The following is a 14,392-nucleotide window of genomic DNA, read 5'->3' on the forward strand; positions in this document are numbered from 1 at the left end:
CCCGTCGACCATGGCCCAGCCGTCCACCACCTACAAGTTCGAACTGAATCTCACCGATCTTGACCGTAACGTCTACGAAAGCGTCAAGCAGACCATCGCGCGCCACCCCTCGGAAACCGAAGAGCGCATGGCGGTGCGGTTGTTGGCCTACGCGCTCTGGTACAACGAGAACCTGTCGTTCGGCCGTGGCCTGTCGGATGTGGATGAGCCGGCACTGTGGGAAAAGAGCCTGGACGACCGCGTGCTGCACTGGATCGAAGTGGGCCAACCCGATGCCGAGCGCCTGACCTGGTGCTCGCGGCGCACCGAACGCACCAGCCTGCTGGCCTATGGCAGCCTGCGCGTGTGGGAAGGCAAGGTGGTCAGCGCGGTCAGGAACCTCAAGAACCTGAACATCGCCGCAGTGCCGCAGGAGGTGCTGGAAACCCTGGCCGCCGACATGCCGCGCGCCATCAAGTGGGATGTGATGATCAGCGAAGGTACGGTCTTCGTCACCGACGACCGTGGCCAGCACGAAGTGCAACTGCAGTGGTTACTGGGTGAGCGTGGCTGAAGCAACCCATGCGTATCGAACCTCGCCCCCTGCCTGCGCCCCTGCCTTTTCTGGGTAACCTGCCACCCTTGCTCACCCGTTTGTATGCCGCACGCGGCGTGCTAAGCGAGGCCGAGCTGGACAAAAGCCTTGCGCGGCTGTTGCCCTACCAGCAGCTCAAGGGCATCGAGGCCGGCGTCGACCTGCTGGTCGCTGCCATAGACCAGCGCCAGCGCATTCTCATTGTCGGCGACTTCGACGCCGACGGTGCCACCGCAAGTACGGTTGGGGTGCTGGGCTTGCGTTTGCTGGGGGCTGCCCATGTCGACTACCTTGTGCCCAACCGTTTTGAATACGGTTACGGCCTGACCCCGGAAATCGTCGAAGTTGCCCTGCAGCGCCAGCCGCAGTTGCTGATTACCGTGGACAACGGCATTTCCAGTGTCGACGGGGTGGCCGCTGCCAAGGCCGCTGGGCTGAAAGTGCTGGTGACCGACCATCACCTGCCGGGCGAACAGCTGCCCGATGCCGACGCCATCATCAACCCCAACCAGCCGGGTTGCAGCTTCCCGAGCAAGGCATTGGCCGGGGTCGGGGTCATCTTCTATGTGCTGATGGCCCTGCGCGCGCGCCTGCGCAGCCTGGGCCGCTACGCGACACAACCCCAGCCGAACATCGGTGAACTGCTCGACCTGGTCGCCCTGGGCAGTGTGGCCGATGTGGTGCCGCTGGATGCCAACAACCGCATCCTGGTGCACCAGGGCCTGGAGCGCATCCGTGCCGGCCGTGCCCGCCCGGGCTTGAAGGCCATTCTTGAGGTGGCCCGCCGCGATCACCGGCGCATCACCTCCACCGACCTGGGTTTCATTCTTGGCCCACGCCTGAATGCTGCCGGGCGCCTGGACGACATGAGCCTGGGCATCGAATGCCTGCTGTGCGAAGACCCGGCGCTGGCCCAGGACATGGCGCAGCAGCTGGATGACCTGAACCAGGACCGCAAGTCCATCGAGCAGGGCATGCAGCGCGAGGCGTTGGCCCAGCTCAAGGACCTGCCGGTCGAGTCGATGCCTTACGGCTTGTGCCTGTTCGATGCCGACTGGCACCAGGGCGTGATCGGTATCCTGGCGTCGCGGCTGAAGGAGCGTTACCACCGGCCGACCATTGCCTTCGCCGATGCGGGCGCTGGCATGCTGAAGGGCTCGGCGCGTTCTGTGCCAGGGTTCCATATTCGCGATGCGCTGGATGCCGTGGCGGCGCGCCACCCGCAATTGATCAGCAAGTTCGGCGGCCACGCCATGGCCGCTGGCTTGTCGTTGCCAGAGGGAAATTTCGCGGCCTTTGCCGAGGCTTTCGACGAAGAGGTACGGCGCCAGCTGCGTGAAGACGACCTGACCGGGCGCTTGCTGTCCGATGGCAGCCTGGCGGTGGAAGAATTCCACCTCGATCTGGCCAAGGCGCTACGCAATGCCGGGCCATGGGGCCAGCATTTCCCTGAGCCGCTGTTTCATGGCGTGTTCCAATTGGTGGAGCAGCGCGTGGTGGGCGAACGGCACTTGAAAGTGGTACTGAAGAGCGAGTGTGGCTCGGTGCGGCTGGATGGCATTGCCTTCGGCATCGACCGTGAAATATGGCCGAACCCGACGGTGCGCTGGGTCGAGTTGGCGTACAAGCTGGATGTGAACGAGTTTCGTGGCAATGAAAGTGTGCAGTTGATGATTGCCCACATGGAGCCGCGTTGACCGCAATCCTGAGGTGCGCCCCATGAAGGCGGCAGCGGCTGGCCACAGGCGTCTGTGAACAACTTGCCCAAAATCCCATGGAACCTTCCCCCCAGGCATTCTGGTCTAGTCTGAAGTATGACCGGACCCAGGCCAGGGACGTGCTATTGAGTGTCCGGGCCGGATCACCATTGGAGTTCTTGGGAGGTGCCCTCATGAGCCTGCTGCTCGAGCCTTACACCCTGCGTCAACTGACGTTGCCCAACCGCATCGCCGTTTCGCCGATGTGCCAGTATTCTGCAGTCGATGGCCTGGCCAACGACTGGCACCTCGTTCACCTGGGCAGCCGCGCCGTGGGTGGCGCGGGCCTGGTGATCACCGAGGCCGTGGCGGTTACCGCCGATGGCCGCATCACCGCCGAAGACCTTGGGTTGTGGGAGGACGCACAGATCGCCCCGCTGCAACGCATCACCCGCTTCATCACCGCCCAGGGCGCCGTGCCCGGCATCCAGCTGGCGCACGCCGGGCGCAAGGCCAGCACCTACCGCCCCTGGCTGGGCAAGCACGGCAGCGTCAAACCCGAGGAGGGTGGCTGGCAGCCGGTGGGGCCCTCGAAGATTGCCTTCGACCCGCAACATACAGCGCCACGCGAGCTGACCCCGGGCGATATCCAGGAGGTGGTCGGTGCCTTCGTTGCCTCAGCCGAGCGCGCGTTGCAGGCCGGCTTCAAAGTGCTCGAGGTTCACGCCGCCCATGGCTACCTGCTGCACCAGTTCCTGTCACCGCTGAGCAACCAGCGGCGTGACGAATACGGCAGTTGCTTCGAAAACCGCATCCGCCTGACCCTGCAAGTGGTGGAAGCGGTGCGCAAGGTATGGCCTGCCGAATTGCCCCTGTTCGTGCGGGTATCGGCAACCGATTGGGTGGAAGACGGCTGGAACCCGGATGAAACCGTCGAACTGGCCCGGCGCCTGCGTAACCTGGGCGTCGATTTGATCGACGTGTCCTCTGGCGGCACTTCGGTAAACGCCGAAATACCTACCGGCCCCGGCTACCAGACCCGTTTCGCCGAGCGCGTGCGCAAAGAGTCTGAAATTGCCACCGGCACCGTGGGCATGATCACCGAACCGGCGCAAGCCGAGCATATCCTGCGTACCGGCCAGGCCGACCTCATCTTCCTTGCCCGCGAACTGCTGCGCGACCCTTACTGGCCGCTGCATGCCGACGACGACCTGGGCGGTAACAAGGCCACCTGGCCGGCGCAGTACCAGCGCGCTACCAGCCGGGCCAACCCGATTCATGAGTCGGATCTGCGCGACTGATTCTGAAGGAGCGGCCTTGTGTGGCGAAAGGGCCGCGCAGCGGCCCCAGGGCCTCAGTCTAACCACGAAAAATACCTGGGGCACTGCGCGCCCAATTCGCGACTGAAGACCGCTCCTACAGCAGGCGGGGTGGCCGGTAGCCCTGCGGGGCCGGGCCGGCATCATTGATCGATGTAGGAGCGGGTTCACCCGCGAATACGGTGGTGCCGGCAACGCACAATACCTGGCAGAAATCGGCTAGCAGGCCCGGTCCTTTCGCGGGTAAACCCGCTCCTACAACGGGCTGGGGTGGCCGGTAGTTTTGCGGGGTTGGGCCGGCATTATCGATCGATGTCGGGGCGGGTTCACCCGCGAATACGGTGGTGCCGACAATGCACAATGCCTGGCAGAAATCGGTCCGCAGGGCCGGCCCTTTCGCGGGTGAACCCGCTCCTACAACGGGCGGGGGCGGCTGGTAGTTCTGCGGGGTTGGGCCGGCATTATCGATCGATGTCGGGGCGGGTTCACCCGCGAATACGGTGGTGCCGACAATGCACAATGCCTGGCAGAAATCGGTCCGCAGGGCCGGCCCTTTCGCGGGTGAACCCGCTCCTACAACGGGCGGGGGTGGCCGGTAGTTCTGCGGGGTTGGGCCGGCATTATCGATCGATGTCGGGGCGGGTTCACCCGCGAATACGGTGGTGCCGGCAATGCACAATGCCTGGCAGAAATCGGTCCGCAGGCCCGGCCCTTTCGCGGGTGAACCCGCTCCTACAACGGGCGGGGGTGGCCGGTAGTTCTGCGGGGTTGGGCCGGCATTATCGATCGATGTCGGGGCGGGTTCACCCGCGAATACGGTGGTGCCGGCAATGCACAATGCCTGGCAGAAATCGGTCCGCAGGCCCGGCCCTTTCGCGGGTGAACCCGCTCCTACGACGGGCGGGGGTGGCCGGCAGCCCTGCGGGGCCGGGCCGGTATCATCGATCGATGTAGGAGCGGGTTCACCCGCGAATACGGTGGTGCCAGCAACGCACAATGCCTGGCAGAAATCGGTCCGCAGGCCTGGCCCTTTCGCGGGTGAACCCGCTCCTATGTATGGACTCGCCCACACTGTCTAGCTGCTTTTGAACATAGGAACCCGGTTGCATCTATGTATCAGGCCTATTCGAGGAAGCTTTTTGCTTCTGGCCACCATCGTGGTGAGCTCGCAGAGTGCCGTTTACATTGAGGCCACTAACAGGCCTGTAGGAGCGGAGGCATCAATCTGCGACGGTCTTACCAAGGGTCGATGTTCACTAGCAGGGGTTGGAGCGCTTAGCGCCCCGGTGGCATTACTCGGTTGGTCAGAGGCTCATAGCCGCCTCCGGCTTGCTGTTCGGTTTGCGTTGATAAACCTGATCGCTCTGCAATAGCGCCCAGATGATGCGCAGATTCCGATTAGCCAGTCTGATCGCCGCCTCCTTGCGTCCAAGGCGAGACAGCCAGCGTAAGAGGCGGCGATCGTCTGGCTGATCGGAATCAGGCTTTAGCTGACTCAAGACAGCATGCGCGCCCTGAATCATCAGGCTGCGTATGTAGCCATCACCTCGTTTGCTCATCCTGCCCAATCTGACCTTGTTTCCGCTGCTGTGCTGGTCGGGCACGATGCCGAAGAAGGCTGAATACATTCGGCCACTGGCGAAACGGCTGGGCTCTGTCTGCTTCGCGACAATCGCGGTGGCGGTGATGGCGCCGACGCCACGAATGGTGATCAGTCTCTGCGCAACCTTGTCCTCGCGAGCTGTCGCTTCCAGCCGCTTACTCAACCGGGCGATGCGCTCACCCAGGGACAGCCAGTCAGCCAACAGCTCATCGAGCAGCTCGCGCAACAAGTCTGGCAAAGGCAAAGAAGCATCCTCCAGGCACCGCGGCACATGCTTGATGATCGCTGCATCGCCCTGCGGCATGGATACGCCGTGCTCAAGCAGCAAGCCACGCATCTGATTACCCAAGGCTGTATGCCGCTTGATGCTGCCGCGCCGAACACGGTGCAGGGCCTGGATGGCCAATGCTGCGGTGCTCTTGATGGGTATCGCCGCGATGCTGCTATCTCGGCCGGCACGCAAAATGGCATGGGTGTCGTTGCGGTCGTTCTTTGCACCGCTGCGGTGTTCGGCAACGCGCTGCGCAGGAAGAATACGCACTGGGTTACCTTGGGTCTGCAACAGCCTTGCCCAGGCTTGTGCACCAGGGCCGCACTCCATCAAGACGGCCATTGTGGAGGGCAATCTGATCAGGAAATCGTGGAAAGCTTGCCGCGATTTAATGCGATCTTCGTAGATAACCCTGCCAGTAGCATCCTCACCTGCCAATTGAAAGACCTGTTTGGCCAGGTCGATCGCAATGGTGGTGCAAGATTCCACATCAGTGGAAGACAGAGAAGCTTGCTTGGAACTATGCTTTTTCATGGTCTCGCCCTCGCTGCCGTTGGCTTCTTCGAACGCCACCGTGGCACTGTGATGCCTCGGCGGGGGCGAGTCCATCGATTACAACGGGCGGGGGTGGCCGGTAGTTCTGCGGGGTTGGGCCGGCATTATCGATCGATGTAGGAGCGGGTTCACCCGCGAATACGGTGGTGCCAGCAACGCACAATGCCTGGCAGAAATCGGTCCGCAGGCCTGGCCCTTTCGCGGGTGAACCCGCTCCTACAATGAATCGCGCAGGCTTTTCAAATTTTGAGAAAGACAGTTGCTCCCTATCTTGAACGCGGTTGAGCGGACCCAGCGTGACCGAGCATGATAATCAATGCTTGATCATCACATGCCGCACACAGGTGTAGTCCTCCAGCCCATACATCGACATGTCCTTGCCGTACCCCGAGTGTTTCTGCCCGCCATGGGGCATTTCACTGACCAGCATGAAATGGGTATTCACCCAGGTGCAGCCATATTGCAGGCGGGCTGCCAGGCGGTGGGCGCGGCCGGTGTCGCGGGTCCAGACCGAGGAGGCCAAGCCATAGTTGGAGTCGTTGGCCCATTCCAGCGCCTGCGCTTCGTCGCTGAAACGGGTTACCGTCACCACCGGGCCGAACACTTCGTTGCGCACGATCTCATCATCCTGCAGGGCGTCGGCCAGCACCGTCGGCTCGAAAAAGTACCCATCGCCCTCGATTACCTTGCCACCGGTCACCAGGCGAATGTGCGGCTGGGCGATGGCACGCTGTACCAGGCCGGCGACCTTGTCGCGGTGCTGGGCGCTGATCAGCGGCCCCAGTTCGGTGCCCTCGGCCTCCTGCAGGCCGGGCTTGATGCTGGCTACCGCTTCCCCCAGGCGCTCGACGAAGCGCTCATAGATACCGGCCTGCACATACAGGCGGCAAGCCGCGGTGCAGTCCTGGCCGGCGTTGTAGAAACCGAAGGTGCGAATACCTTCGATCGCGGCATCGATGTCGGCATCATCGAACACCAGGACTGGTGCCTTGCCGCCCAGCTCCATGTGCATGCGCTTCACACTGTCGGCGGTGGCGCTGATGATATGGGCGCCGGTGGGGATCGAGCCAGTCAGCGACACCATGCGGACCTTGGGGTGCGTAACCAGTGGGTTGCCGACCGTCTGGCCACGGCCAAACAGAATGTTCAGCACCCCGGCCGGCAGCAGGTCCTGAGCCAGTTCCCCCAGGCGCAAAGCGGTCAACGGGGTCAGCTCGGAGGGTTTGATCACCACCGTGTTGCCGGCCGCCAGGGCCGGGGCGATCTTCCAGGCCAGCATCATCAGCGGGTAGTTCCACGGCGCGATCGATGCCACCACGCCCAAGGGGTCGCGACGGATCATCGACGTGTGGCCCGGCAGGTATTCACCTGCCGCAGAGCCGCACAGGCAACGCGCCGCACCGGCGAAAAAACGAAACACGTCGGCAATCGCCGGAATCTCGTCGTTGCGCGCGGCACTCAAGGGTTTGCCGCAATTCTGCGATTCCAGCCGAGCCAGTTCATCGCCATGCGCCTCAATGGTGTCTGCCAGGGTCAACAACGCCTGGGCGCGGTCCTTGGGGCTGGTTTGCGACCAACTGTCGAACGCATGGTCGGCGGCACGCACGGCGCTGTCCACCTGGGCTTCGCTGGCTTCATTGATCTGCGCCAGGGCGGTGCCCAGCGCCGGGTCGAGCACGGTCCAGGTCGGGCCTTGGCCGGCGACCAGTTGGCCATTGATCAGCATCTGCGTTTGCATCGGGTACTCCTCCAGGGTCATTTGCCACTGCCCGCAACGCTGTCGCCGCCACGGGTCAGGTAATAGGCGCCAAGGATCGGCAACATGGTCACCAGCATCACCAGCATGGCAACCAGATTGGTCACCGGTACGTCGCGCGGCCGGCTGAGCTGGTTGAGCAACCAGATCGGCAAAGTGCGTTCGTGGCCGGCGGTGAAGGTCGTGACAATGATTTCATCGAACGACAGGGCAAAGGCCAGCATACCGCCGGCCAGCAGTGCCGAGCCGAGGTTCGGCAGGATGATGTAGCGAAAGGTCTGCCAGCCATCGGCACCCAGGTCCATGGAGGCCTCGATCAGGCTGTGTGAGGTGCGCCGCAGGCGGGCGATCACATTGTTGTAGACGATCACCACGCAGAATGTGGCGTGGCCGACCACGATGGTGAACACCCCGGGCTCCACGCCCAAGGTCTTGAACGCCGAGAGCAGGGCGATGCCGGTGATGATGCCGGGCAGGGCGATGGGCAGGATCAGCATCAGCGATATGGCCTCTTTGCCGAAAAAGCTGCGCCGGTACAGTGCGGCCGATGCCAGTGTGCCGAGCACCAGGGCGATCAAGGTCGCCAGGCAGGCGACCTGCAACGACAGCTTGATCGCTTCCAGCACATCGGTGCGGGCAAAGGCCACGGCAAACCACTTAAGGGTAAAACCCGTGGGCGGGAAGCTGAACGCTGCGTCTTCGGTGTTGAAGGCGTACAGGAAGATGATCAGGATCGGGAAATGCAGGAACAATAGCCCGCCCCAGGCCGCCAGGCGCAACCCTGTAGAGGCTTGTTCAGAGTGCATCGAAGGCCCCCAGGCGCTTGACGATCAACAGGTACAGCGCAATCAGCACGATCGGCACCAAGGTAAATGCCGCCGCCATCGGCATGTTGCCGATCGCTCCTTGCTGGGCATAGACCATGCTGCCGATGAAGTAGCCGGGTGGGCCAACCAACTGCGGCACGATGAAGTCGCCAAGGGTAAGCGAGAAGGTGAAGATCGAGCCGGCGGCGATACCGGGGATCGACAGCGGCAGTATCACCTGCATGAAGGTTTGCCCGGGGCGTGCGCCAAGGTCTGCCGAGGCCTGTAACAGCGACGGCGGCAAGCGCTCCAGCGAGGCTTGGATCGGCAGGATCATGAACGGTAGCCAGATGTACACGAACACCATGAAGCGCCCCAGGTGCGAGGTCGACAGCGTGCTGCCGCCCACGCCCGGCACCGTCAGCACGGCTTGCAGCAGCGCATCCAGGTGCAACTGGTGGACGAACCACTGGGCCACCCCTCCCTTGGCCAGCAGCAGGGTCCAGGCGTAAGTCTTGACGATGTAGCTGGCCCACATCGGCATCATCACGGCGATATAGAAAAATGCCTTGGTCTTGCCGCGGGTGTAGCGCGCCATGTAGTAGGCGATGGGAAACGCCAGTACCGCGCTGGCCAGTGACACCGCCGCCGCCATGCCCAGGGTCCGCAGGATGATGTCGAAGTTCGACGGGTTGAACAGCGCGGCGAAGTTGCCCAGGGTCAGGTCCGGGGTGACCGCCATGGTGAAGTCGTCGAAGGTGTAGAAACCCTGCCACAACAGGTTCAGCAACGAGCCCAGGTAGATGGCGCCAAACCAGGTCAGCGGCGGGATCAGCAGCAGGGCCAGGTACAGGTTGGGGCGCCGGTACAGCACATCGGCCAGGCCTCGGAGCGCGCTCATGGCAATGGCCCTGCGCTTTCCTGCAGCACGGTCATCGCCTCGCGCGGCCAGTGCGCCTGCACCCGCTGCCCGGGTTGCCAGGCCTGGGGCTGTGCCTGCCAGCGGTCATTGGCCTGGGTTACCGCCAACAGTTGGCCATTGTCCAGTTGCAACTCGTAACGGGTGGCGCTGCCCTGGTACTGCACATCGCGCAGCAGGCCGCTGACCTGGACTTCGTGGCTGGTGACCACCAGGTCGCCCAGGCGGATATGCTCAGGGCGGATGGAAAACGGCGCCGGGTGGCCGTTGAGCGCCAGCGCCAATTCGCCACGCATCACGTTGGACGTTCCGACGAATTCGGCGACGAAGGTGGTGGCGGGTTTCATGTACAGGTTGCGCGGGGTGTCGACCTGTTCGATGCGGCCGCGGTTGAACACCGCGACCCGGTCCGACATCGACAGCGCCTCGGTCTGGTCATGGGTGACGAAGATGAAAGTGATGCCTAGCTGGCGTTGCAGCTTCTTCAGCTCGCCCTGCATCTGTTCGCGCAGCTTGAGGTCCAGCGCGCCCAATGGCTCGTCCAGCAGCAACACGCGGGGCCGGTTGACCAGTGCCCGCGCCAGGGCCACACGCTGGCGCTGGCCACCCGAAAGCTGCGCCGGCTTGCGCGCGCCGTAGCCGGCCAGGGCAACCATGGCCAGGGCTTGCTCGGCGCGGCTGTGGCGTTCGGCCTTGCCCACGCCTTTGACTTTCAAGCCATAGGCGATGTTGTCGAGCACGTTCATGTGCGGGAACAACGCGTAGTCCTGGAACACGGTATTGACGTCACGCTGGTAGGGCGGCACGCCGGCAGCTTCCAGGCCGTGGATACGGATCGAGCCGCTGCTTGGCTGCTCGAAGCCGGCGATCAGGCGCAGGCAGGTGGTCTTGCCGGAGCCGGACGGGCCGAGCATGGAGAAGAACTCCCCATCGCTGATGTCGATGCTGACCCGGTCGACGGCCTGGACCTCGCCGAAGCTACGGGAAACCTGGGTGAACTGGACGGCTAGGGACATACGCGGTTCTCTGTTGTTCTTGTGTTGCCTGTATCGGCCCTGGCCCCGGCAAGCCGACCCCACAGGGATCACACCACAGGGCCGGAACAGGCGAAGATACCCTCAGCGCCCACCCATGATGGCGATGTAATCTTGAGTCCAGCGGCTGTAGGGCACGAACTTGCCACCCTGGGCCTGCGGGGTTTTCCAGAAGGCGATCTTGTCGAAGTTGTCGAAGCCGTTGGTCTTGCAACCCTCGGCGCCGAGCAATTCGCTGCCACTGCAAGCTGCAGGCACCGCGGGCAACGAACCGAACCAGGCGGCCACGTCACCCTGGACCTTCGGCTGCAGCGACCAGTCCATCCATTGGTAGGCGCAGTTGGGGTGCTTGGCGTCGGCGTGCAGCATGGTGGTATCGGCCCAGCCGGTAGCGCCCTCCTTGGGGATGGTCGACGCCACGGGCTGGTGCTCGGCCTTCAGGCCATTGACCATGTAGCCCCACGAACTGGAGGCGACCACGCCTTCGTTCTTCACGTCGCTCATCTGCACTGTGGCGTCGTGCCAGTAGCGATGGATCAGCGGTTGCTGCTGGCGCAGCAGTTCGAGCACCGCCTGGTATTGCGTTTCGGTCAGTTCATACGGGTCCTGGATGCCCAGTTCGGGCTTGGCCGACTTCAGGTACAGCGCCGCGTCCGCGATGTAGATCGGCCCGTCATACGCCTGTACGCGGCCTTTGTTCGGCTTGCCATCGGGCAGGTCCTGCGGCACGAACACCACGCCCCAGCTGGTCGGTGCCTGCTTGAACGTGTTGGTGTTGTACAGCAGCACGTTCGGCCCCCACTGGTACGGGGTGCCATAGACCTGTTTGTCGACCACATACCAGCCACCGTTCTGCAGGCGCGGGTCGATGTTTTTCCAGTTGGGGATCAAGGCGGTGTTGATCGGTTGCACCCGTTTGCCGGCGATCAGCCGTAACGAGGCATCGCCCGAGGCGGTAACCAGGTCGTAGCCCCCCTTGGCCATCAGGCTGACCATTTCGTCCGAGGTGGCAGCGGTTTTCACGCTGACCTTGCAGCCGGTTTGCTGTTCGAAGCCGGTCACCCAGTCATACGCCTTGTCGCTTTCACCGCGCTCGATGTAGCCGGGCCAGGCGACGATGTCCAGGCGCCCTTCGCCAGGCCCCAGGGCCTTGGGCGGTTCGGCGGCCAGCAGGCCGGTACTGGCCAGCACGGCACAGGTGGTGGCGCCGAGCAATGCGGTCTTGTGCACGGGCATGGGTGTTCCCTCTTGTTGGAGATTGTGGTCGCGGCAGTGGTCGAGTCTAGTTGGCTTTTTGCCAGTCAATGCAACATCCAGAAGCAAATCCTCGCATGGTCCTTTACCGGGCAGGCCTTACTCTGGCGGATGACTTCCCATGCCTGGAGACTTGCACATGAACACCCGTGGCTTGCTGGACCAACTGCTCAAATCTGGCCAGGAGTTGCTGAACAAATCGTCTGCTTCCGGCAAACCCGGTGCTGGCGCCAGCGGGCTTGGTGGCCTGTTGTCCGGGGCCGGTGGTGGCTTGCTGGGCGGTGGCGCACTGGGCGTGCTGCTGGGCAACAAGAAGGCGCGCAAATATGGGGGCAAGGCCCTGACCTATGGTGGCCTCGCGGCACTCGGGGTGCTGGCCTACAAGGCCTACGGCAACTGGCAGGCGCGCCAGCAGGTGGCTGCCAGCGAGCCGCAGACGGTCGACCGCTTGCCGCCGGCCCAGGTCGAGCAGCACAGCCAGGCGGTGTTGCGGGCGCTGGTGGCTGCGGCCAAGTCCGACGGCCATATCGACGAACGCGAACGGGCGCTGATCGAAGGTGAGTTCACCCGCCTGGACAGCGACCGCGAGTTGCAGCATTGGCTGCACGCCGAACTGAACAAGCCGCTGGACCCGGCTGAAGTCGCCCGCGCCGCACAGACGCCCGAGATGGCTGCCGAGATGTACCTGGCCAGCACGATGATGGTCGACCAGGAAAACTTCATGGAGCGCGCCTACCTCGATGAGCTGGCCCGCCAGTTGCGCCTGGACCCAGGCTTGCGTCAGGAGCTGGAAAGCCAGGTGCAGCTGGCACAGGGCTAGCCGCAATGTTCAGCGCCTGCCAGTTCGCGCGCCGGGCGTGCGGTGCTCGAACTGGCAGGCGCAAAATTCCAGGCGGCAAGCACCGCATAAGCACACGCCCTCTAGGCTATACTTCGGCGATTTTCCCCGCTCGTTGTGAATTCCTGAGGGCTGAATGTGAAGAATTGGACGTTGCGCCAACGGATCCTGGCAAGTTTCGCCGTGATCATCGCCATCATGCTGCTGATGATCGTGGCCGCCTACTCGCGGTTGGCCGCCATCGAAACCGCCGAAGAGGCCGTCGGTACAGACAGCATTCCCGGGGTCTACTACAGCTCGATGATCCGCAGCGCCTGGGTCGACAGCTACGTCACCAGCCAACAGCTGGTCGGGCTGTCCAACCACCGGGAAATCACCTCGGCCGACATGGAACTGTTCAAAAGTTTCGAAGGCCGGCTGAAGCAATACATGGCCAGCTACCAGAGCACCATCCAGGACAATGACGACCAGGTCCGCTTCGACAGCTTCGTGCAGCTTGAAGAAAACTACATGAAGATCGTCGGCCAGGTGCTTGATGCCTACCGTCAGCGCAACTACGCCGAAGCCCAGCGCCTGATCAACGACGTACTCACACCCGCCTGGGTCGACGGTCGCACGCACCTGAACGACGTCATCGAGAACAACCGCGCCTCCGCTGATGCCGCCACCCGCGATATCGTCAGTGCCGTGACCACCGCCAAAGGCAGCATGATCGTCTCGCTGTTGCTGGCCATCGTCGCGGCCGGGGTGTGCGGCCTGTTGCTGATGCGCGCGATCACAGCGCCCATGCAGCGTATCGTCCACGCCCTGGACAAGCTGCGTTCGGGTGACCTGAGCGTGCGCCTGAGCCTGGAACGCAAGGATGAGTTCGGCGCCATCGAGAGCGGCTTCAACGAAATGGCCGAAGCGCTGGCGAACCTGGTGGCCCAGGCCCAGCGCTCGTCGGTGCAGGTTACCACGTCGGTTACCGAGATCGCCGCCACGTCCAAGCAGCAGCAGGCCACTGCCACTGAAACCGCAGCCACCACCACGGAAATCGGCGCCACCTCGCGGGAAATTGCCGCCACTTCGCGTGACCTGGTGCGCACCATGACTGAAGTCACTTCGGCCGCCGACCAGGCGTCCAGCCTGGCCGGCTCCGGCCAGCAGGGCCTGGCCCGCATGGAAGAGACCATGCACCAGGTGATGGGCGCCGCCGACCTGGTCAACGCCAAGCTGGGCATCCTCAACGAGAAGGCCAGCAACATTACCCAGATGGTCGTGACGATCGTCAAGGTGGCCGACCAGACCAACTTGTTGTCGCTCAACGCCGCCATCGAGGCGGAAAAGGCTGGCGAGTATGGCCGTGGCTTTGCCGTGGTGGCCACCGAGGTGCGGCGCCTGGCCGACCAGACCGCCGTGGCCACCTACGATATCGAGCAGATGGTGCGCGAGATCCAGTCGGCGGTGTCGGCCGGGGTCATGGGCATGGACAAGTTTTCCGAAGAAGTGCGCCGGGGCATGTTCGAAGTGCAACAGGTCGGTGAGCAACTGAGCCAGATCATTCACCAGGTACAGGCTTTGGCACCGCGCGTGCTGATGGTCAACGAAGGCATGCAGGCCCAGGCCACCGGTGCCGAGCAGATCAACCAGGCGCTGGCCCAGCTCAGTGATGCCAGTACCCAGACGGTCGAGTCGCTGCGCCAGGCCAGCTTTGCCATCGATGAGCTTAGCCAGGTGGCCGCAGGCTTGCGTGGCGGCGTGTCGCGTTTCAAAGTCTGACCGCG

At 63.4% G+C, this 14,392-nt stretch carries 11 protein-coding genes; 5 read left to right on the forward strand and 6 right to left on the reverse strand.

The window, feature by feature from the left end; translation table 11 throughout:
- Nucleotides 1-10 precede the first annotated feature (10 nt).
- The 3 genes from GEV39_RS04965 to GEV39_RS04975 all read left to right on the forward strand — a co-directional run bounded on the left by GEV39_RS04965 (nt 11) and on the right by GEV39_RS04975 (nt 3,572).
- A complete protein-coding gene (locus GEV39_RS04965) occupies nt 11-553 on the forward strand; it encodes a YaeQ family protein (protein ID WP_173887748.1) in 543 nt (180 codons plus the stop codon).
- Nucleotides 554-561: 8 nt separating this feature from the next.
- Nucleotides 562-2,271 (forward strand): single-stranded-DNA-specific exonuclease RecJ, encoded by a 1,710-nt coding sequence (gene recJ, locus GEV39_RS04970; protein ID WP_173887749.1) that lies wholly within the window; start codon nt 562-564, stop codon nt 2,269-2,271.
- 194 nt (nt 2,272-2,465) lie between these two features.
- Complete coding sequence (locus GEV39_RS04975; protein WP_173887750.1) at nt 2,466-3,572, forward strand: NADH:flavin oxidoreductase/NADH oxidase; 1,107 nt, start codon at nt 2,466-2,468, stop codon at nt 3,570-3,572.
- Between the two features lie 1,322 nt (nt 3,573-4,894).
- On the opposite strand, the gene GEV39_RS04980 is transcribed toward GEV39_RS04975, so the two are convergent.
- The 6 genes from GEV39_RS04980 to ydcS all read right to left on the reverse strand — a co-directional run bounded on the left by GEV39_RS04980 (nt 4,895) and on the right by ydcS (nt 11,770).
- Complete coding sequence (locus tag GEV39_RS04980; RefSeq protein ID WP_173891654.1) at nt 4,895-5,953, reverse strand: IS110 family RNA-guided transposase; 1,059 nt, start codon at nt 5,951-5,953, stop codon at nt 4,895-4,897.
- A gap of 379 nt (nt 5,954-6,332) precedes the next feature.
- Nucleotides 6,333-7,757 (reverse strand): gamma-aminobutyraldehyde dehydrogenase, encoded by a 1,425-nt coding sequence (locus tag GEV39_RS04985; protein WP_173887751.1) that lies wholly within the window; start codon nt 7,755-7,757, stop codon nt 6,333-6,335.
- Between the two features lie 17 nt (nt 7,758-7,774).
- Nucleotides 7,775-8,581, reverse strand: a complete 807-nt coding sequence (locus tag GEV39_RS04990) for an ABC transporter permease (protein WP_173887752.1) — start codon at nt 8,579-8,581, stop codon at nt 7,775-7,777.
- Nucleotides 8,571-9,482, reverse strand: coding sequence for an ABC transporter permease (locus GEV39_RS04995; protein WP_173887753.1), 912 nt, complete (start codon nt 9,480-9,482; stop codon nt 8,571-8,573). The genes GEV39_RS04990 and GEV39_RS04995 overlap by 11 nt, the downstream gene beginning before the upstream one ends.
- Complete coding sequence (locus GEV39_RS05000) at nt 9,479-10,516, reverse strand: ABC transporter ATP-binding protein (protein WP_173887754.1); 1,038 nt, start codon at nt 10,514-10,516, stop codon at nt 9,479-9,481. The genes GEV39_RS04995 and GEV39_RS05000 overlap by 4 nt, the downstream gene beginning before the upstream one ends.
- A 102-nt stretch (nt 10,517-10,618) precedes the next feature.
- Complete coding sequence (ydcS, locus tag GEV39_RS05005) at nt 10,619-11,770, reverse strand: putative ABC transporter substrate-binding protein YdcS (RefSeq protein ID WP_173887755.1); 1,152 nt, start codon at nt 11,768-11,770, stop codon at nt 10,619-10,621.
- Nucleotides 11,771-11,927: 157 nt separating this feature from the next.
- On the opposite strand from ydcS, the gene GEV39_RS05010 reads away from it, so the two are divergent.
- Complete coding sequence (locus GEV39_RS05010; RefSeq protein WP_173887756.1) at nt 11,928-12,608, forward strand: tellurite resistance TerB family protein; 681 nt, start codon at nt 11,928-11,930, stop codon at nt 12,606-12,608.
- A gap of 216 nt (nt 12,609-12,824) precedes the next feature.
- A complete protein-coding gene (locus GEV39_RS05015) occupies nt 12,825-14,387 on the forward strand; it encodes a methyl-accepting chemotaxis protein (RefSeq protein ID WP_392509054.1) in 1,563 nt (520 codons plus the stop codon).
- Nucleotides 14,388-14,392 lie beyond the last annotated feature (5 nt).

It is taken from the genome of Pseudomonas sp. NY5710 (assembly GCF_013305665.1).
In the GTDB taxonomy this organism is placed as follows: Bacteria; Pseudomonadota; Gammaproteobacteria; order Pseudomonadales; family Pseudomonadaceae; genus Aquipseudomonas; species Aquipseudomonas juntendi.